The sequence below is a fragment of the Paenibacillus sp. YN15 genome (genome assembly GCF_003285005.1).
Taxonomy (GTDB): Bacteria; Bacillota; Bacilli; order Paenibacillales; family NBRC-103111; genus Paenibacillus_AR.
On the sequence record NZ_QMFA01000037.1, the window covers coordinates 1 to 20,330 of the forward strand.

Genomic DNA, 20,330 nt, shown 5'->3' on the forward strand with positions numbered 1-20,330 from the left:
TCAATCTACACTGAAAGTGACATTTTCTTAGAAGAGTTACGGTGACATTTTCTCAGACTATTGACATCCCTTACCCGCTTCATGTTAACTCCCGCCAAACCAGGCCATTATATATGAAATTTCGAATACAATTTATGAGCCGGCTTCCGTGAATAAGCTGCTTGGGCTCCTCCATAGTTCCGCAAAAACACAAAAGTCCGGCTGCAAGGAATTCCCTGCAGCCGGACTTTACGCCGCGCTACACCAGCGGAACAGAAGAGGGCAGCGAATCCTTTCGCATCCGTACCTCCTGCAGCTCGGGATCATTCATCATGCCCGTAAGCTGAGACAAATCGATGCCCAAAATCTGCGCACACTCCTGCATCGTGATAAACCCGCGGCGATAAGCAGTGATGACCTTCCGCTTATCCATCTTGACGGCCCCCCTCAAGCATGTCTGGAAGTCAAGCCGCTTTCTCTTGGTTGCGTCTGGAGTCCCGGAAAAAACGGCTTCTATGTATAGTATGGGAAAAGCAGGGAATCCTTATACTCCCCCTTACTTCTTCCGGTAAAAGAAGGTGTCTGCCGGTTCCATGTTATATTGGCCCGGCGAGAAAATCTGCTCCGTGCTTCCCACAAACAGGAGTCCGCCCGGCTTTAAGGCTTTGGCAAATTTGTGATAGAGCAGATGTTTGGCTTCTTCGGTAAAATAGATCATCACATTGCGGCACACAATCAGATCGAAGTTTTCCTCGAAGGTGTCCACCAGCAAATTCTGCTTTTGAAACCGGATCATTCTCTTCAGATCATCGGTGACACAAAAGGTCAGCTGGTCCTGGCGGAAATACTTCTTGAGATAATGGGCAGGCACATCCCGGACGGAACGGTCCGGATAAACCGCCTTCTTCGCCTTCTCCAGCGCACCCTCGTCAATATCCGTTGCCAAGAGCTGAATATCCGCCCTCTTGCTCTGCTCCGCCAGAATCATCGCCAGGGTATACGGCTCCTCGCCGGTAGAGCAGGCTGCGCTCCATACCTTGGGACGGCTTGTGGCTTTAAGCATCTCCGGCACAAACCTAACCTCCAGAATCTCCCACCGGTTCGGATTGCGCCAAAATTCCGACACGTTGATGGTCATCCTGTCCAGAAATTCATAGAACAGGTTCTTGTCCTTCATCATGGCCTCAAAAAAGTCGGAAAAGGTTTTATATCCCTTTTTTTCCCGCAGCGTGGTCAAACGCCGTTTCATTTGCGCTTCTTTGTATTGGGACAAATCAATCGCGGTATAATCCTTTACCTTCTTAATAAAAAGGGCAAAATCCTTGTCTTCCATCGTCTATTTTCCTCCCGGGTCGGCATGCGCTAGGAAGTCTTTCCACGAGACCCACAGCTGATGCTTTTATTGCCTGGTATCTTTTTGTATCGCCGGCCAGGTCAATCTCGCAAAATGGTTGCCGGCTCCGCTATGTATTCCATGTGTTTGCGCCAAACTCCTTCTTGCCTGCCACAAAAAATCCGTACGGCCGCCAGCCCTTCCTCTGCGCCTCATTTCCCGGACCCTGGTTCCGTTATTTCGCAAAAATCGGCCTATTTTTCTCGGAGCGGACACAAGATCCGTTAAGTGTGAAAAAACAGCGGTTCTCCACCCTTTTGGAGCAAAATAACGAATCGTCTGTCCGTGAAAGTCCAGAAAAGAGCCAAATACGGAAAATAACGGATTCTCTGTCCGCAACCATTCAATGGATGGACCATAAAATCACATCCAAGAACCGAGTACGCGGCAGAAGTGACGCCGATACCACAAAAAAACACCCGGATTCCAGGAATCCAGGTGCCGCGCTGGCAAAGACAGCGCTTAAATCCATCTGCTGTTTGCCCGTTCATATGTAACCAGCTCCTCCGGACGGAAGAAATTGCCGATTTCCCGCTCCGCCGCCTCCGGCGAATCGGAACCGTGAATCAGGTTCATGCCCGTATGTATGGAAAAATCGCCCCGGATCGTGCCCGGCACCGCATCCACTGCTTTGGTCTTACCCATCATCATCCGCGAAAGGGTGACAATATCGTCTCCCTGCCACACCATGGCAAACACCGGCCCGGAGGTAATAAAATCCACCAATTCTCCATAGAAAGGCTTTTCCCGGTGCTCCGCGTAATGGAATTCCGCCTGTTCCTGCGAGACAATCAACAGCTTGGCGGCGATGAGTTGAAACCCTTTCATTTCAAAGCGCTTTACAATTTCTCCGATTAAACCGCGTTGCACACCGTCAGGCTTCACCATCAAAAATGTCTTATCCAACCGCCATCACCCCAGTTTTGTATATGACGAAAATCACATGATAAGTGTACTCTATATACATATGTTTCGCAAATACAAACGATGCCCTATCCCCTGGCCTGCTTCAGATACTGCTTGGGGGAGGTGCCGGTTTTCTGCTTGAATAAGGCGCAGAAATACGCCTCGTTCATGATGCCCACCATGTGATACAAAAGGCCGCTTACCCCCTATCGGGAGCAAGCGGCTACGGCGGCGGATGTTTTTTATAGCCTGACGGCGCAGGCCCTACCTGACTTCTACTGCAAGACTTTCGCTGCGGGCCACCCCCGCTTCATTCTCCAGCTCGCATACGTAAATATAGCGGCCCGGCGCTTTATTCTCCAGCTCTGTAATGACAGTTTGGACCAAGGGGGTAGCAACGGCAAGCTGCCGGGTATCAACCAATTCCCCGTTCTCATAAAGACGGTATATGCTCCCATTCACTCCCCACCACATGTCCGCCCGCACCTGAAAGCTGCCTTCCTGCCCCCAGTTGTTGTGGGAAAGCACCGGTTTGCCCGGCTCTGCCTGGATTACCTCAACAATCCATTCCCCGCTGCGGGTGGTGCCTGAGGAATTGCTCAACTCGGCGTAATAGCGATATGTGCCATTGGGTTTTCCCTTGATCAGAGTTACCGCCGACTGGGCGCCGGGAGAACGGGCCTCCAGCGCCTGCGTATTCACAAGGACGCCATTTTCATACAGCTTATAGGTATCGGCGTTGCTTCCCCACCACATATTCATGGCAATGCGATAATGTCCGTCCCGGATGCCGTAATCATATCCATTGTCGTCGGACAGCACCGGGACTCCCGGCGCTTCACCCGCCTGAGGCGCTTCCCCGGAGCCTGTCTTGATGACCAGCACAATCGGATAATCCCGCACGATCATGTCCTTCATGAGAACCGCACCGGCTTCCTTTGTAAATTCCACAGCCTGCACCGTTCCCGTCAGCATATCCACTGCCTCAATTTCCACAACATTGTCCCGCTCCAGGCGAATATCGGTAAGCATGCCTGTGTTCTCATCACTCATAGGCACAGCACTCCAATAAGGCACATACAGCAACTGTCTATCCGCATTTTCAAAGGCGCCGTCGGTCCATTCCGGAATGCTCCCGCTATGCTCCAGCGCGTCTGCCAGATCAACGGGACGAAGGGAACTGTCAAACAGGGCGGAAACATTGCGCAGGGCGTACCAGGCCGGCTTCCGCACCCCGGCAAAATCCGTCAGCCCCCATTCGCTTTCACCGGTTTTGACCGGGTCGAGAGACCACCAATTGGTGGGACCCAGCCCCAGCATGTAATGGTAAATGTATAAGCGTGATAAAAACTTCGCCTGGGAGAGCCATGTCACATTGTAGGCGCCTTCCCCCGTATTGATGGAGGTTTCCGTGATCCAAACCTGAATATCCGGATTGTAGCCCGCAAGAAGCTGCTTGTAGGCCTCCACCTCTGCCGCATAATTGGAATAGGGCTGATCAGAGGGAGAGCGCCGCTCGCCATTATGAATAAAGGTGCCTACCGCTTCAGGGGTTACAACCGCCTTGGGCCGCTCTTTATACACGTGAACACCCATAATGTCCACGATTTCATCCAGCCCTTCCTCCATAATTTCCTCTGTCCAGCCGAAATCAAACAAAGCCGTTTCAATCTCAATGGGCGTAAGGGGATCAACCGCCTTTATCTCCTGAGCCGCCGCTTTCACCATCCGGGCGTAAACCGCCGGAAACTCCTCCACCCCATAGCTCTTCCGGGCTCCGAAATTTTGCTCATTGCCGATGGCCCATACGTCTACTTTGCCCTTCAGCTGATTGGCCACCCAACCGCAAAACTCGGCATATTGACGAATATGGAACGCTTCATCCTCCTGAAGCGCGGCCACAGACGGAGCTTGCTGGAAGCGGAAAATAATCTGCACCCCGTTGTCCGCCACATGCTGAAGATTGTCAAGCAACGATTGCGGCAAGGCTTGAAGAGCACCGCTTTTGTATTGGTTGTAAAAGGTTCCGTCGGCAAGCAGCAGCCACTTGACTCCCGCCTCGAACATGCTGCCATAAAATTCATCGTAATCGAAATAATCTCCGCCCAGGGAATTGGCCGCCGAAGCTGTTCCTCCGTTTTGCGCCAGGGCATAATTGATGCTGTCTCCTTTATAAACCTCCAGTTCTTTCAGTTGAAAATAGTACGCGCCATTCTCGCTTTTCAGTCGTGTGGCGGTTACCCGCACATAACGGGCCTCCGTCTCCGGGAATTCAAACACCTGCGGCTCATCGGATTCCACCGGCCCGTAATCGCTCCGGCTGACCACTGTCGTCCAGGAAGCGCCGTCCCGGCTGACCTGAATGGCAAAGTCCAGCGGGAATGCGATGCCACCTGCCCGGGCCTTCAGCACAACCTTGTCAATGACCCGGACGGCATCCATCTCAACCTGTGCCCACTCCTGGGCATCGGCAGTTGAATGCAGCCTGGAGGAGAACACCGTGTTCATATGCCCGGCAGTATCCCCGTCGATCAGCCAGTAGCTGCCCCACTCCGGACTTTTCACCTCAGGCGTGTTGTAGAAAAAATTATTGCTCTTGGTTAACGCCATGCCGCTTATGTTATCGCCAATTTCATGGGAATGGCGGGAAACCAGCCCGGTCAGCCCGTTGGCGTTGTTCCATTGGCTGGGTTGCGCAGCATCCATAGCTGGAGCAGGCAGCGGCACATCCGTTAATTGGGGCTCGGGAGGGGGAGAATAGTCGCCTCCGTCTCCGATTCCGCCAACAATATCATCCTCATTGCCGGTGGCATGATAAACAAGCTGGATGTCATCGAAATAAAGGCTGCCCTGGCGCTCCACCGAATTCTTCTTGGTAATCAGAACCTGGAAGAAATACATCGGCAAATCAGTCTGACGGTTGCCGTCTCCCCCGTAGCTGGTTGAAGGGCGCGAGATGGCAAATTGGATATACTTCCAGCCTTCCCAGTCCACTTTCACCACATTCCGGCCATAGGCAAATACCTCCTTGCCGGAATCCATCAAATTCAGCTCCAGCGAATAGCCGCTCCTGTCTCCGTACACCCAGATCCCCACCTTGTCAGGAGTACCGGGAAGCCGCAGACCTGTTTGCCAGTTAGAAGCAAGGAAACCTGTCATCTCCTGAACGTTTTCTCGGAAATGATAGTCCAGCTTCAACGCTTTTGCGCCGCTGTGAGCTTGCTCCTCCGATACGGACAAAGCGGATTTCCCTGCTCCCTGGGGCAAAAGCATCCATTTTGAGGCTTCGTCCCGGGATTCAAAGGATTGAAAAACAATTTTCTGGTTGGGTTCTCCCGTCACGGCCACAACCTGCACCGCAGCGGAAGCCTGAAACTGCCGGAAACGGCTCTGTATAACAGCCTCACCTGGGGACTGGGCCATTACTCTTCCCGCGGTATCCACTGTTGCCACAGCCGGATTGGAGGAATAATACTCCGCATACGGGGTCAAATCGGATACGCTCCCGTCGGCGCGGGTTCCGGAAACCACTGTATTGAAGCTCTCCCCCGCAGCCAGGGCATACCGCACATTATTCAGCTTGATGCTTTTCACATCCGCATATGGGTCTTCATAAATCAGCTCCAAATCATCTACATAGATGGCTCCCTGCTTATCCGCCATGGATGCCGTCTTGGTAATAAACAGCTGGAAGAAATGCAGGGGCTGATCCGCAATTCCGTTGCCGCCATATTTTCCCGCAGGGGATGACAGGGAGAAGCGCACATACCGCCAGCCGCTCCAGTCGATCACCATGGACTCCTTGCCATACTGAAACACCTCCCCTTGGGCATCCATCAAATCCAGCTCCAACAGATAGCCGCTGTTGTCTCCGTATACCCAAACTCCGATGCTGTCAGGTTGCCCGGGAAGCTTGATGCCCCTATTCCAATTGGCCGCTATCAGACCTGCAAGCTCACTCGTTCCGGTTTGGGAAAAATTATAGGTCAACTTCAATGCTCTTGCTCCTGAGCGAACCTGCTCTCCAGAGGAGGCCAGCGCCGATTTTCCCGTTCCCTGGGGCAATAACCGCCATTGAGCCGTGTTTTCCTCCTCAAAATCCTGGAACAGTACCCTTTGCTCCTCCTCTCCGGTAATTTCTACTGTCAAAACAGAAGCAGCCGCCTGATAGCCTTCGTAGGAAGCATGTATAATGGCCTTTCCTTCAGCCAGGGCGGTGACCGTTCCGGCATCGTCCACTGAGGCTACAGCAGAATCGGATGAGCTGAACTGGGCCAGAGCGGTAATGTCCTGCCTGGAGCTGTCGCTGTAAACCGCTGTTACAATGGTTGAATAGGTCTCTCCCACAGCCAGACCGTAATGGCTGGATTGCAGCTCAATCCGGACAACAGAAGCAGCAAACACAGGAACAGCGGCCAAATGGGCCAGCAATAAGAACGCAAGGAGAACCGGCATCATTTTTTTCAAAAGCGTCACTTCATTTCCCTCCCTGAATAATGAGTATGGGCGTTGCGTGACTTTAACAGCAGAATCATTGTCTGAAGCGTAATTCAAATGAAGGCGCCGTAACCCTGAAGCCGCCTGGCCGCTCTGTTGCCTGAAGTCCCTCCAGATGAATAATTTCCAGCCTCCCGCCGGGAGCAGCAAGCTGACGGATATCCAGCAGAGCGGAAATCTCCCTTGGCATCTGTCCCCTGACCCACCCGTCCCCGCCGTTCACCGCTGCCTTCCAGGCAAGCCGAATGGGACCGCAGGGAGTCATGACCTGGCCCTCCGCCTCTGTCACATCCTCCAAAGCCAAACACGGTTCAATAATAGCTTCCTTATAACCTGGGGCAAGAGGCCGTATTCCCAGCAAAAAAGCGCCGCTTACATAAACGGGGGAGGATGACCAGCCATGAGCCGGTGAACCTTGCTTATGACGATAATCGCCTGGCCTGTTGCGGGGATGAATATGGCCGAAGCAGGCTACACCCAAGCTCATCTTCCATTCGTATACCTCCCACATGTAACGGACAAAGGGAACAAAGGCGGAGGTGCCCCATAAAAGGCTGGCGGCCCAATGAAAGCTCGGCTCGCCAAGTGTGCAGATTTCCAGGCCGGGATCGGAAATCCGCTGCCACAGCTCTCCCTGCTCCTCCCTCCACAGCCCCATGGATACGGCCAAAATTTGCGCATGCTGAGAGAGCGTAGCGGCAGGTCCATCCTCCTTTACGCCGTCCATGAACAGCCGCCGTTCGCTGCAATAGAAGCGGGGAGCAGCCAGCGCCCGGACAATCCGCCCGGCGGCTTCCTCAAATGCGCCTTTGCTTTGCCCATCCCCTGCATATTCAGCCAAATCCGCCAAGGCAAGCAAACCCAGCCGGTACAGACCGTTGAGCACAAAGGATTCTCCGCCGAAATCAATTTTGGCCCAGTCCACAATGGCCCAGCCCTCCGGGTCCTTCAGCAAGCCCTCCTCCGTAAGAAACTGCCCAAAAAAGCGGTGGGTTTGCAGACAAACGGGCCACACAGCCTGCAAAAACTCCCGGTCCCCGGTATACAGGCAATGATTGCGCACTCCGATCCAAAATTGCCAGGTCCAGACGGGAAGCTGGAAGCGCATGTAGCCAGGGGCCACGGAAAACATGCGGCCTTCCCCGTCCGTATTGCGGCTGAACAGCTCCCAGGTGTAGCGGATAAAAGCCGGATCATAATGGCTGTAATAATAATTCAGCGCAATATGCTGGGTGTCTCCCAGCCAGGCGCAAAACTCTCGGAAGGAATCCGAGGAAATAACGTCTGTACGGGAATAGCGCAAGGTTTCTGCAGCAGTCTGCCAAATCCCGTTCCAGCCCGGGCTGTCGGTACGGAATTGTCCCGGATGCGCAGGCATGGGAGCTAGCGCTTCCACCACGACAAGCTTTTTGATCCGGACAGGGACAGAGGCGGACAGCAGCAGATACTGAGCGCCGCGGGGGGTAAAGCGGTTTTCAAAGACGGCTGATCCTCCAGACCATACCAGGCGGTCATAATTAAAGACCATCGGACGCCCCTGAGCATCCTCCGTATGGCCGTAACCAATCTCCAGCAGACCTCTGTCCGGCTGGGTTTCGGCTTCAAGCTCCAGCCGGAAATGCCCGAAACGGAAACGGTTCAGGCGGATGACCATCCCGTTGCCGGTTTCGATGTCCGGACAGTCCTCCCCCACAAGAGGCACAGACTCGCCCAGCAGCCGGATTTCCCCCATCTCCTTCCAGGTATGGAAAGCAGTCTCCCCAACCGCCCTCAGCGTCAGCTTCTCCTTAAAGGGTAAAAGAGGAGAATCGTACCGAAGCTGGCCGATAATGCGGTCGAAAGAAAACAGCGGATCTATAGAAGGAATATAGCCGTCCACCTTAAGCTCGTCAGGCCATTCCATAGGAGAAGCGCTTCCCAAAACAACATACTCCGCTCCCATCAGGTACAGCAAAACGCCCTGCTGCAGGCTGCTGCCGGAGCAGCAAACATAATCCTCTCCCACATGATGCCCGTAGGGATGGCAGACTGCGGAGGTTCCGTCCCTCTCCATCAGGACACCGCCCTGTCCCCGAATGCCGATATAAACCTGCTCTTCCGCTGCCGCCTCCGCCATGCGGAGGGCAACCGCAACAACCCGGTTTCCCGGCTCTCGGGAGCAGGCGTATACCTTGCCGTTTCGGAGGGGAAGCCGGGGGAAAGTCCCCATTATCACTGCGTCCCCGGACAGCTCCACGTCAGTCCGCCGCAGGGGAGCCATAGGAGAAGGAATAATCCGGCGGTCCATGCTCCGGCACGCAACTGCGCCTATCCACTCTTCCTCCTCCCCGGCAGCGGCGTTCCAACACTGCTCCTCCAGCGGACCCAGATGCATATTGACCCGTGGGGCATACTCATTCCACCTCCTCTCCGTCCGGCATTGCCATTGCCCATTGCAGGTGGACAGATCTGCTCCCTGGCAGACTCCCGCCAGTCCAAAGGCCGGCTCGCCAACCAGATAGCCGAATGTATCCACATACAGGTGCCGGACCAGTGCCACAATTTCATTGCCTCCTTCCCGAAGCAAGGGCCCTATATCATAAAGCTCCCCCACAAGAGTATCGGGAAAGTTGCGGGGGGGACCCTGTCCGGCCAAAATACCGTTAACCCACAGCAAATAATTGGCATCGGCAGTGACCCTGATCAAGGTTTCCTGATCCCGGCGCAAGCCTTCAAGCTGCACGTGCAGCCTAAACCGGACCAGCTCCTGCAGCCTGGGCCTGCCCTTCAAGGCGGGGGACCGGACAAGCTGCTTCAGCTCCAGCCGGGGCTCCTCTCTCCGGCTTGCCTCTTCCTTGTTTGCCGCCGTATTCGGTTTCATTCCAATCAGCTCCTTCAAAAAAACGGATTTTGTCTCACCGGACATGCTCCCTGTATTCATTGGGAGTCAGACGGGTTTGCTTCTTGAACAGCCTGGAGAAATAAGCGGCAGACTCGTACCCCAGCGCCTCGGCAATCTCCTGAATTTTCATGCTGCCCTCCTTCAACAGTTCCTGGGCCTGGGCCAGCCTGACCTGAGCCACATAATCCGATAGCCCGATCCCTCTGGCCTGCTTGTAAATCCGAGACAAATAAGCAGGATTCAAATAGACCACCTGGGCCAGCCTGGTCAGGGACAGATCGCCATCCAGATGCTCCTCTACATAGCGGTGCAGTTGATGCAGCCATTCCGCCGATCTGCCGGACTGCTCCCGGGCCTGCTCTTCAAACAGGCTATCGGCAACCCGCAACAGGTTCCCGGCGGCCTCTTCCCAGGATTCGTGGTCATGGAGCCGGAGCAGCTTATCCGCGGTCACCCCATCGGAAGGCCAGCGGTCATAGCTGTTCATGTAATGGACGAGCTGCAGGGCAATCGTATAATAGATTTCCTCCAGCCACTTCCGCGGACAGTCCGGCTGGGAGCCCAGCTCCTGCAGCAGACCGCCGCATACATGCATGAACGGCTCCTTGATCCCTCTCTCCAGCAACAGCCCCGTCTGCCTAGCTGTTTGCAGCCAGGCATCACGATAGGGTTTAGGGCCGCCAGGCTTTTCACCCGGATCAGGAGCCGCCAGAGAGTCGTCAATAAGCAATTTTTCTTTTTCCCAGCCGAACCGGCTGTAGAGAGCGGCTGTCAGCTCCCTGAATTTGGCCGCGACCGTCTCCCAACTGACTGGCCGGGGAGAGAAGATCATGGAAACCGGCAGCTTCAGCAGTGCTTTGAAGGTGGACTGCACCGCATCCAGAGTATCCTGGGCGTAAGCGGCCAGAAAGGTTTCCCCCGCCTTCCTCTCCTGCAGCAGCACACCAAAACGGCCGTTGCCGCAATCGGTAAAGTACAGGACATACTGTTGAAAATATTCTGCCAAAATATTGTCCATGGCGTACAAGAGCAACGTACGGTCGCCCTTGTCCACGCTGCCCGGCCATTCGTCGATGCTGCCTGCCAGCATGTAGACAGGGCGGTCGGGATCAAGCTCCATATCCAGCTCCCCGAAGCGGACCTTGAGCCTGGCGGGATCAGCCCTGCGTTCCCCCGTGAGCAGACGGAGCAGGAAGTCCTTCTGAAGCTGGGGCAAGCCGGCTAACCACCGCTTCCGCGCCTCCTCCATAAGACGTTCCTTCTCCATGCGGCCGGCAATGCTTTCCACAGCCTTGTCCAAAGCGGCCAGCACCGGACCGTCTCCCTCCGTCTTCACGATGTAGTCGAAGCTGCCGTTGCGCATAGCCGTCTGCACGTACTCAAAATCATTGTAGCCGGAGACGAAAATGACCTTGCAGAAAGGCCAATTTTCGCCAATGATTCTCTGGAGCTCCAAACCGCTTAAGCCAGGCATGCGGATATCGGAATACACAATATCCATCTTGTAGCGCCCCAGCTTCGCCAGAGCCTCCCGGGAGGAATAAGCCCGGTGCACCTCCAGCTCCAGATGGTCAACCTGGCTCAGCAGCTCAAACAATCCGTCCACAATAATTTCCTCATCATCCACCACCAGAACCCTGTACATCCTTCTCCTCCTCCCAGCCATTGCTCCTCAATGCCGGCGGCCCCTGCAGAGGAAGGGAAATGACGGCCAACAATCCTCCCAACGGACTCCGCTCGGCCCGAAGTTCCGCCTCTATTCCGTAAATCAGCCTCAGCCGCCGGGCCACATTGAACAAGCCCGTAGTTTCAGGAGAATCTCCCGGCCGGGACAGCCGCTGCCGAAGCTCCTGCAGCTTCCCCTCCGGCAGGAGCAGGCCGTTGTCCTCCACCGCCGCCTCCACCCGTCCCTCCGCCAGCCGGAAGGAAATATGGAGCAAGCCGTTATCCTCCTTGTCCTCCAGAGCATGCTTGTAAGCGTTCTCCACCACAGGCTGAAGAATGAGACGAGGAACGCGCAAACCCTTAACCTCCTCCGGCAGCTCTCCGAAGACCGCCTTTATCCGTCTGGCAAATCGCATGGTCTGAATTTCCACGTAATTGCGGACATGGGCGACTTCCTCCTCCAGGGTAACGGTATCCGAATCATTGCGGGTAATAAACTGGAAGTATTCCCCCAGATACTTGGTAAACCGCATGACTCGCTCATAATCCTCCAGCTTGGCCATGCGGTAAATGATGTAGAAGCTGTTGTACAGAAAATGGGGGTTGATCTGGCTCTGAAGCTGGCGGAACTCGGAGAGCTTCAGCCTGTAGCTCTTTTCGTATACCTCCCGGATCAGCACCTTCAGCTTGGCCAACATGCTGTTGAATTGGCGGTATAAATAGCCGAACTCATCCCTGTAGGGGTGGGCAATGGCCAACTCCAAATCACCCTGCTCCACCCGCTTGAAGGCATTGACCATTTTCTTCAGGGGCGTGTGAATCATCAGGCGGATGCCATAGCTGAAAAAAAAGATCAGCGCCAAGGACATCCCGGCAAAAATCCACAGATAAGTCCGGTATTGCCGCAAAGGTCCGAAAATTTCCTGCCGGGGCACCGCCTTGATCATGGTCAGACCCCATACATCGGAAACGGAGGCAGTGAGAAAATATTCCTCCCCCTCTATGGTAACGGAGCGTTGGCCCGCTTCCCTGTACTCCAGCAGCCCCGTCCCGGACAAACCCTCTTCCGTGCCGATGCTCCAGCCGTTGCCAAACAGAAAGGTCTCGCTGCCCGGGCTTGTATTGAATTGCTTCAGCGTCTCGGTCAGCCTCTCCTCCGACAGCTCCAGCACCAGCTGAAAGAGCGGCTCCGTCCCTTCGGGAAGACTGTACATGGCCGGATAGTGGATCACGTGATACAACCTGCCGTTGTAACGGATGAAGGGAGAGGCCTGGGGATCAAGCATCACCTTCAGCGCTTCATACTCTCCGGCAGGAATATCCTCAATGGAATCCGAGGAGGCGGATAGGGTTCGCCCCAAACCGGGAATATGGACCCTCACATCCTCATTGAAGCTTCCTGAGGCCTTCAGCATCCGCAGTCCCCGCATGATTTCATTGACGGCTCCCCGAATTTCGTAATGGGACATGAATTCCCCACGGGCGCTGAGCTCGTTCAGGTTGGGATCAATGACAAACTCCCGCTGCAGTCCGATGACCCTGTTCAGATCCAGCTCCAGCATATTCATATACAGATCCATGGCGGAATCCGATGTGGCTCTGATCTGGTTGTCCACCATTCTGGCTCCGCTTTCATTGAGCATGAAACTGATGGCAATAATGGGCAGCACCACCGCCGCAAAGGCCAAAAACAGCTTGTAGTATATTCCAGGCGACCAAAGGCCGGTTTTCCCTGTCATCGACATCCCCCGTTCGCTATCGACTACAGTATACTCCCTTTTACTCCTTTACGCTTCCCATCACAATGCCCTTTACAAAGTAGCGCTGGAGAAACGGGTAAACCAGCAGTACCGGGAACGCCGCAAGAAAAATTTGCGCCGATTTGGTGGTCCGGTCGGATATGCTCTCAAGCATGCTTAGGTCTGTTGACGTTAGCAATTCCAGATCCATCTGGATCACTACGGTTTGCATATAGCTTTGCAGCGGATAACGCTCGGGGGAATTCATATAGATCAATCCGTCAAACCAGGCGTTCCAATGCCCCACAATTGTAAACAGAATGACTGTAGCCAGAGCCGGCAAAGACAGTGGCGCATACAGCCGCCACAATAAGGTCCAATGCCCCGCCCCGTCCATGGCGGCCGCCTCCTCCAGCTCCTTGGGCAGGCTGCGGAAAAAGTTCAACAGCAGGATGACGTTGAATACCGGCACCGCCCCGGGCAAAACCAAAGCCCACAGCGTATCCAGAAGCTGCAGATTTTTCACCACCAGATAGCTGGGAATAAGTCCGCCATGGAACAAAATTGTAAACACAAAAAACCACACATACCACGTCCGCCAGCGAAAGGCTTTGGTTTCCTTGGATAAGGGATAGGCAATAATGACGGTCAAAAACATATTCAGCGCCGTGCCTGCCAGCGCCCGCTGCACCGTCACCCCCATGGACCGGAAAAACTCCGGTTTGGCGGCTACAAACTCATAGGACTTCCAGCTAAAGTCCACCGGCCATAAGCCCACTGCGCCGGAGGAAGCTGCCCAGCTGCTGCTGAACGAAACGGCAAGGGTATGCACAATGGGAAGCACGCACAGCAAAGACAGACTAATGAGAAAAAAATGGTTGAAGATATTGAAGATGCGGTAAGCTTTTGTATGGGTATACAGCATAAGTCAGGGCCCCCTCCTTCCTTTAGAAAATGCGGTAATTGGCAAAGCGGCTGGCCATCCCGTAGGAAATGACAATCAATACAAAGGAAACGGCGGATTTGAACAGCCCGATGGCCGTAGCCACTCCGTATTGGGCCTCCAGCATGCCGATCCGGTACACAAGCGTATCTAGGATATCACCGCTTTTGTACACCTGGGGACTATAAAGATTGAATATTTGATCAAAGCCTGCATTCAGCACCTGCCCCAGGGCCAAAGTGGACATGAGCACCACAATGGGCAGAATGCCGGGCAATGTAATATGCCATGTTTGCTTCAGACGGCTTGCCCCGTCCATGAGGGCAGCCTCATACAGGGAGGGATTGATTCCGGTAAGGGCCGCCAGATACACAATGGTGCTAAAACCGAATTCCTTCCATTCATGGGTGGCTACGATAACATAGGGAAACCACTTGTTGCTGCCCAGGAAAAAGATCGGCTCCGCTCCCAGCTTGACGAGGAGTTGGTTGACAATCCCCTGGGAGGGGGACAAAATATCAATCAGAATCCCCCCCAGGATAATCCAGGACATAAAGTGGGGCAAATAAATGAGTGTCTGAATGCCTCGCTTCAGCCAAGTCCGATGCAGCTCATTCAAAAGCAGAGCCACTCCCACCGGAATGGCAATACCGGCCGCAATTTTCATAACAGCAATAAACACCGTGTTGAAAAGCACCTGGTAGATACCCGGCAGCTCCAGCACATAGCGGAAGTTATCCAGTCCGTTAAACGCAGAGCCCCATATTCCTTTGGTGGGGACAAATTGCTGAAATGCCATTACCAGCCCCAACATCGGTCCGTAGCTGAACAGAAGAACCAGGACAACTCCCGGCAAAAGCATAACGTGCAGGGGCCATTCTCTCGTATATTTGGTTCGCATGCTTTCTCTCCCCCTATTTATTGGGCCGCTGCCTCGTTCACTTCCTTGGTAATCTGTTCACCGCCCAACTTTTTCCATTGTTCCACGAAGGTGTCAAACTCATCAATAGAGGACTCGCCCAGAATAATCTTGGTGAAGGTTTCCAGGACCAGCTTATCCAGTGTGGCCTGCTTCTGGATCATGGTTGGCGTTGCCGCTGCGATAAACTCGTTGTAGATGAACATATTATTGGTGTCATAGAAATCGATAATGCTTTGGGAGCCTCCCTTCCCGAATACCCTGGCATACCCCCATTGGCTTGTGTCGCCATTTTGGAACTTCACAATGCTGTCATAATAGCCCTTCTGCTCCGCATCCAGCTTGGAGGTGTCCTTGCTGTCCAACGCCTCCTGTACGACGCGGTAAGCCTCCAGGTTCTTTTTAATTTTTGTAATTCCAACCGGAACATATTGGAACACCTCTACCCCATCGCTTTTGTGATAGGTATCCGGGTCTGCCGTTTCCCCCCAGCGCTTCTCGATGTTGTAGTTCAATAGCTTGAACACCGCTTCAGGATTTTTGGCATTTTTATTCACTGCATAATAAGCATTGACCGTAGGATTTAATTGAATCTTAACGGGCTTATCATCGATGGAGCCGACAGCATAAGGCCTCCAATCCGCATTGGGATCATTGTCCAGCGTCTTCTGAAGTCCTCCCACCGGATAGGCCATAGAGCCAATAACCATGCCGATTTTGCCCGTGACAAGGCTTTCCATATTCTTCGTAAAATCTTTTACGCCAAATTCCGGATCAATCTGCTTATCCTTGAACATGGCCTGGAGTTGGGCCAGGGCAGTCTTCACCTGCGGTTGGACGACGCCGTTAACCAGGTTGCCGGAGCTGTCCTTGATCCAGATGCCGGGATAGGCATGATAGGCGTTGAAAAAGCCCTTTAGAGGATCAAAAACCGTTTTGTCCAGCACCAGTCCGTAAGTATCATTCTTCTGATTGCCGTCGGGATCATTCTTTGTGAACGCTTTCGAGATGTTCAGCAGGTCCTGCATGGTTTTGGGCTCCGGAAGCCCCAGCTTTTTCAGCCAATCGGCGCGAATCCATACGATCTGCGCCTGATCCGTCAAAGCGGCGGCACTGGGAATGGCTCTTAGCTTGCCTTGGAAAGTGGCGGCCTTCAGACCAATGCCGTTATCCTGAGTCAGCATTTTTTTGGCATCCTTGGAGGCGTACTTCTCGTATACCTCCGTCAGGTCCGCCAGCTTATTGCCCTCTACCAATTGCTGAAGCTGGATGGGGGATACCTGGAAAAAGTCGGGATACGAGCCGGATGCAATGGTTACATTCATCTTTTGGTCGTACTGGGCCTGGTCGATGGCCCATTCAAATTTCACCTTGATGCCCAGGTCCTGCTCGAAGCTGCGGGTCCAAATATTGTTGTGGATGGACTCCCCTTCCTTAAATTTGGTTAAGGACAAGCCTTTGACGGTGGTGATTGTTATGGGAGGATCGTATTTGCCAAACGGGCCATCCGCTTCACCGGAGGTTTGTCCCGCGCTTGCCGCGGGAGAGGGCAGGTTGATGGGAGCAGCTTCGTCCCCTCCTCCATTCACGCAGCCCCCCAGAAGAAGGAAGGAGAGCGACAGAATCACCGCGGCACCTTGCTTTGTCTTTCTGTTCATAGTACGAACCCCTTTCCAGACGTATGTTCTTAAAGCCCGGTACGCCCTGCAGAAGCGTCCTGCTTCAATTTAAATTATAAGGTTGAAAGGAGCTCCCTTCTACGCGAATCTTTCTACTCCGCTTGACTTTTCTTTACTTCTGGAGCGGGGTGGCATGGATCTTTTGGAGGAAATAAAGCGGAATTTTGCGGTGCCATGCGGAGCGCAATTCATTCTTTCTGCTCGGTCCTCTCACGCAAATTCCCCTGATGCCTAACAGGCGAAGTTTGCCTGTCCAACATCAGGGGAATAGTTGTTTCGCAAATACAAACGATGCCCTATCCCCTGGCCTGCTTCAGATACTGCTTGGGGGAGGTGCCGGTTTTCTGCTTGAATAAGGCGCAGAAATACGCCTCATTCATGATGCCCACCATGTCGCACAGCTCCTGGTTGGAATAGTTTTTGGCTTTGAGCAGCTCCACCGCCAGCTCGATCTTTTTGCGGTTGATATAGTCCACCAGGCTCTCCTTCATTTCCTTTTTGAACAGGGTGCTGAAATAGGCGGGAGCCAGGTTCACCTGCTTGGCGATAATTTGCAGGGACAGCCGCTCCGTCAGGTTTGCCTCAATATATTCCACGGCTTTGGCAATATCCGGCCGCAGGGCGGTGTCCCTTGCCGTCAGCTTCCGCGCAAGATGGCTGTATATCAGCTCCATTTGCTCCGGCAAAGACATATCTGTCAGGTCGTCCTCCAGCAGCTCATCGGCCGATTGCTTCCAGCGGTCCAGCTGATTGTGGGCGGAGGCGAGAAATTCCTTCAGCAGACCGGTCATCAGCTGTCTCGGCAGCCGCTCCCTGCAGGCTTGCTCCATAATGGCCTGGAGCCGCCCACGCAGCTCCCCCACATCGTCAAACTCCCGGTGAAACAGCATCAGCAGCTCCTGCAGCTTCAGCCGGATGCCGCGTCCGTCCCTGGACCTTGGAGCAGCCGGGTGAAAGGGCGTCACCACGGTCTCCCCGTCGGAATAGTAATGCTCCCCGCAGGCTTCAAGCGCCTGGTTGTACGCGGGAGCGATTTCCCGCCAGCCTACTGCCGTCGGACTGATGCCAATGGAAACCGGCTGCTTCAAATAGGTGCGGATATTGCCGGCAACCGCCTGGGCAACGTTCCAGAACCGTTGTTCATTTTCCTTGGCGCTGGGACTGTGCGGCCAGCCCAAAAATCCGATGAACCGGCCTCTCTCCAAATGGCAGGCGATATTGGAGCCGTATTGCCCCAGGGTCTCCTCGATAATATTCAGGATGCCGTATTTCAATATACTCTGGTCCGACAGCGGATATTGGTTGATAAAGTTGGAATAATGATCCATCTCGATCACCAGGCAGCAATAGGTATGCTCAAACAACTGCATGTCATAGCTGGCCATAATCTCCTCGGCCTGGCCAAATCTGGCTTCACCCTGGAGCAATTCCCGCAGCAGCTGCTTGAACACTCTGTGGCGGTTCTTCACAATGGACATATCCAGCTTGCGCAAATGCTCTTCCTTCTCCCTGGCCTGCCGGATGCAGAGTCCCGCCTTGTTCATGGCCCGCAGCAATTCCTCTTCGTCCAACGGGACCTTGACAATGTAATCCGATACGCCCATTTGAATGGCGCGTTTGGCATAGTGGAAATCGGAATAGGCGGTTAGGATCACATATTCCGTTCGCGGCAGAAGCTTCTGCATTTCCCCGATCATGGCAATGCCGTCCATTTCGGGCATCCGGATGTCGGTGATTACCAGATCCGGCTGCTGCTGCCGTACCATCTGAAGCGCTTCCACTCCAGAATAGGCAGCTCCCTGGAGAATAAAATTGCTGTTTACAGCGCACAGCTCCGCGAAGAACAGCTGAAGCCGCTGGATAATCAATTCTTCATCATCCACGATCAGGCAGCGAATAGGGTTCATTGCCCGTCCCCTCCCTTGGGATAGTAGGAAATTCCGCCCGGACACAAACACCCTTATGGGGGCCTCCGGTGATGCAAAGTCCATAGTCCGGGCCATAATGAAGCTTGATCCGGCCGTGAATATTGGCCAAGCCGATCCGGCTGCGGGGGTCCTGCTCCTCATCGGCCGCCTTGGGCTTAAGCAGCCCGGCCAGCTTCTCGCTGTCCATGCCGATGCCCCAGTCGGCTACCTCCACAACCACCCTGTCTTTTTCCCTGTAGGCCGCAATCCGGATCTCCCCTGCTTCCCGGCCGCCCTTGTAGCCATGGAAGATGCTGTTCTCCACGATGGGCTGAAGAAACATCCGGAACACCTTGAAATCCAGCAGTTCCGGATCAATTTCCTCCACCAGGGCAAAAACCTTGTTATAGCGAATATTTTGAATGATGACATAATTGCGCACGTTATGAAGCTCTTCCTGCAGCGATACCTTCTGGGCGGGATTCCTCACCCCGTATTCCAGAATGGAGATCAGCGAGCGGATCACCGGGTCTACCTTGTCCAGCTGGCCCAGCCGGACCACATTGCTGACCGCCCCCAGAGTATTGTACAAAAAATGGGGGTTGATCTGGGACTGGAGCACCTGAATCTCCAGTTTCTTCTGCTGCTCCTTATGCTCCTCCAGATGCCGGAACAAATCCGAAATCTGGAGCAGCATCTTATCGAAGGTCCGGGACAAATAGCCGAACTCGTCATTGCGCTGCATGGCCAGGCGCACATCCAGCCGCCCCTGCTCCACCTGCTTCATTTTGCCGATGAGGGCAAACACGGGCTTGCGGATATAGCGGGTGATGAATACGGAGGTCACCAGACTGAGCAAGAGGCCGATCAGGCTTAATTGTACAAAGTGGGCGTCGATTTGCCGGAGAATCTGGGCAAGCCTTGTGCCGTCGCTGACGGCAACCAGCAGCCAATTGTAGGTGGGGGAATGGAGCTTCACCACCAGCTTCTCCCCATTGGTCCCCCCGTCAGCTATAATCATGCTGCTGTTGGCGCTGATGATTTCTTCCATCTCCATCCCGCCGATGGTTTCGGGGATGCCGATGGTGTCCGGCACACCCGACTTCACACCGTTGGAATAAACCAGCACATTACCGCTGTAATCTGCGATGAATAGCTGAATTCGCTCCTGCTGATGAACCATCAGCAGCTTCTGGCTCAGATCGACTAAATTTAAATCTACGGCTATGACAAGGGAAGGATCATACCGGGATATGCGGGAGATGGTAATGGTCCAGCCGGAAAAACGGTTGTAATACAAAGAACTGATCTTGGTGCTGAAGTAACCGCCGTCAATAGAGTCGGCATAGATGGTTGTCAGCTCCGGCATAGGCTCATTGACGATCCGGGTAACCGTCCGGCCGCCGAGAATGCTCAGGTTATCCCTGATGACGTAGACATTGGAAATATGCTGAAGATTCATCTCGTACAGCGTTTCCAGATGGCGGCCCAACTGATTGTCCTGAATGCCGTCCTCTTCCTTGGCCTCCAGAAAGGATTCCACGGAGAACAGAATGGTCTGCATGGAGGAAAAGTTTAAGGTGAGGTACTCGTTTACCTTGGACAAAATTTGGCCGACGAATTCCTGCTCCCGGTTCGTCAGCTGCTTCTTTACAAAATGGGAGGATAGCTGTCCGATAATCAACACACAGACCAGAACAAAGATCAGGCAGATCACAAACAATTTGAAGGTGAGACTGCTTGTTCGTCTTTTCATGGTTCCTCCCGGTGGATTGTGGCTGCTGCTGCGATAAAGCGCAAACAATGGCAATAGCAGCGGGAG

General features: G+C 53.9%; 14 protein-coding genes. All 14 read right to left on the bottom strand.

Annotation, left to right across the window (positions count from 1 at the left end):
- Positions 1 to 238 precede the first annotated feature (238 nt).
- Positions 239 to 412, bottom strand: a complete 174-nt coding sequence (locus DQG13_RS30970; protein ID WP_181592943.1) for a hypothetical protein — start codon at positions 410 to 412, stop codon at positions 239 to 241.
- 123 nt (positions 413 to 535) lie between these two features.
- Positions 536 to 1,312 (bottom strand): CheR family methyltransferase, encoded by a 777-nt coding sequence (locus DQG13_RS23230; RefSeq protein WP_113022565.1) that lies wholly within the window; start codon positions 1,310 to 1,312, stop codon positions 536 to 538.
- A gap of 284 nt (positions 1,313 to 1,596) precedes the next feature.
- Complete coding sequence (locus DQG13_RS30570) at positions 1,597 to 1,863, bottom strand: hypothetical protein (RefSeq protein WP_146767190.1); 267 nt, start codon at positions 1,861 to 1,863, stop codon at positions 1,597 to 1,599.
- The gene (gene ndk / locus DQG13_RS23235; RefSeq protein ID WP_113022566.1) at positions 1,835 to 2,278 is read right to left on the bottom strand and encodes a nucleoside-diphosphate kinase; all 444 of its coding nucleotides are present in this window, start codon (positions 2,276 to 2,278) and stop codon (positions 1,835 to 1,837) included. The genes DQG13_RS30570 and ndk overlap by 29 nt, the downstream gene beginning before the upstream one ends.
- An 86-nt stretch (positions 2,279 to 2,364) precedes the next feature.
- Positions 2,365 to 2,460: an AraC family transcriptional regulator gene (locus DQG13_RS23240; protein WP_258525823.1), complete on the bottom strand. Its 96-nt coding sequence runs from the start codon at positions 2,458 to 2,460 to the stop codon at positions 2,365 to 2,367.
- Between the two features lie 82 nt (positions 2,461 to 2,542).
- Positions 2,543 to 6,754, bottom strand: a complete 4,212-nt coding sequence (locus DQG13_RS23245; protein ID WP_113022568.1) for a discoidin domain-containing protein — start codon at positions 6,752 to 6,754, stop codon at positions 2,543 to 2,545.
- A gap of 55 nt (positions 6,755 to 6,809) precedes the next feature.
- The gene (locus tag DQG13_RS23250) at positions 6,810 to 9,635 is read right to left on the bottom strand and encodes an alpha-L-rhamnosidase-related protein (RefSeq protein ID WP_181592944.1); all 2,826 of its coding nucleotides are present in this window, start codon (positions 9,633 to 9,635) and stop codon (positions 6,810 to 6,812) included.
- Between the two features lie 34 nt (positions 9,636 to 9,669).
- Positions 9,670 to 11,301 (bottom strand): helix-turn-helix domain-containing protein, encoded by a 1,632-nt coding sequence (locus DQG13_RS23255; protein ID WP_181592945.1) that lies wholly within the window; start codon positions 11,299 to 11,301, stop codon positions 9,670 to 9,672.
- On the bottom strand, positions 11,276 to 13,060 hold the full coding sequence (locus DQG13_RS23260; RefSeq protein WP_181592946.1) for a sensor histidine kinase: 1,785 nt from the start codon (positions 13,058 to 13,060) through the stop codon (positions 11,276 to 11,278). The genes DQG13_RS23255 and DQG13_RS23260 overlap by 26 nt, the downstream gene beginning before the upstream one ends.
- 40 nt (positions 13,061 to 13,100) lie before the next feature.
- Positions 13,101 to 13,985, bottom strand: a complete 885-nt coding sequence (locus tag DQG13_RS23265) for a carbohydrate ABC transporter permease (protein WP_113022572.1) — start codon at positions 13,983 to 13,985, stop codon at positions 13,101 to 13,103.
- A gap of 22 nt (positions 13,986 to 14,007) precedes the next feature.
- The gene (locus DQG13_RS23270; RefSeq protein WP_113022573.1) at positions 14,008 to 14,904 is read right to left on the bottom strand and encodes an ABC transporter permease; all 897 of its coding nucleotides are present in this window, start codon (positions 14,902 to 14,904) and stop codon (positions 14,008 to 14,010) included.
- A 17-nt stretch (positions 14,905 to 14,921) separates the two neighbouring features.
- Complete coding sequence (locus DQG13_RS23275) at positions 14,922 to 16,580, bottom strand: extracellular solute-binding protein (protein ID WP_113022574.1); 1,659 nt, start codon at positions 16,578 to 16,580, stop codon at positions 14,922 to 14,924.
- Between the two features lie 317 nt (positions 16,581 to 16,897).
- The gene (locus tag DQG13_RS23280; protein ID WP_181592947.1) at positions 16,898 to 18,508 is read right to left on the bottom strand and encodes a response regulator; all 1,611 of its coding nucleotides are present in this window, start codon (positions 18,506 to 18,508) and stop codon (positions 16,898 to 16,900) included.
- The gene (locus tag DQG13_RS23285; RefSeq protein WP_113022576.1) at positions 18,477 to 20,264 is read right to left on the bottom strand and encodes a sensor histidine kinase; all 1,788 of its coding nucleotides are present in this window, start codon (positions 20,262 to 20,264) and stop codon (positions 18,477 to 18,479) included. Before DQG13_RS23285 ends, DQG13_RS23280 begins: the two co-directional genes overlap by 32 nt.
- Positions 20,265 to 20,330 lie beyond the last annotated feature (66 nt).

Coding starts and splice junctions, on each gene's coding strand:
- DQG13_RS30970 (WP_181592943.1), bottom strand. CDS start 412: ATGGATAAGCGGAAGGTCATCACTGCTTATCGCCGCGGGTTTATCACG.
- DQG13_RS23230 (WP_113022565.1), bottom strand. CDS start 1,312: ATGGAAGACAAGGATTTTGCCCTTTTTATTAAGAAGGTAAAGGATTAT.
- DQG13_RS30570 (WP_146767190.1), bottom strand. CDS start 1,863: ATGAACGGGCAAACAGCAGATGGATTTAAGCGCTGTCTTTGCCAGCGC.
- DQG13_RS23240 (WP_258525823.1), bottom strand. CDS start 2,460: ATGGTGGGCATCATGAACGAGGCGTATTTCTGCGCCTTATTCAAGCAG.
- DQG13_RS23250 (WP_181592944.1), bottom strand. CDS start 9,635: ATGAAACCGAATACGGCGGCAAACAAGGAAGAGGCAAGCCGGAGAGAG.
- DQG13_RS23255 (WP_181592945.1), bottom strand. CDS start 11,301: ATGTACAGGGTTCTGGTGGTGGATGATGAGGAAATTATTGTGGACGGA.
- DQG13_RS23260 (WP_181592946.1), bottom strand. CDS start 13,060: ATGACAGGGAAAACCGGCCTTTGGTCGCCTGGAATATACTACAAGCTG.
- DQG13_RS23265 (WP_113022572.1), bottom strand. CDS start 13,985: ATGCTGTATACCCATACAAAAGCTTACCGCATCTTCAATATCTTCAAC.
- DQG13_RS23270 (WP_113022573.1), bottom strand. CDS start 14,904: ATGCGAACCAAATATACGAGAGAATGGCCCCTGCACGTTATGCTTTTG.
- DQG13_RS23275 (WP_113022574.1), bottom strand. CDS start 16,580: ATGAACAGAAAGACAAAGCAAGGTGCCGCGGTGATTCTGTCGCTCTCC.
- DQG13_RS23280 (WP_181592947.1), bottom strand. CDS start 18,508: ATGAACCCTATTCGCTGCCTGATCGTGGATGATGAAGAATTGATTATC.
- DQG13_RS23285 (WP_113022576.1), bottom strand. CDS start 20,264: ATGAAAAGACGAACAAGCAGTCTCACCTTCAAATTGTTTGTGATCTGC.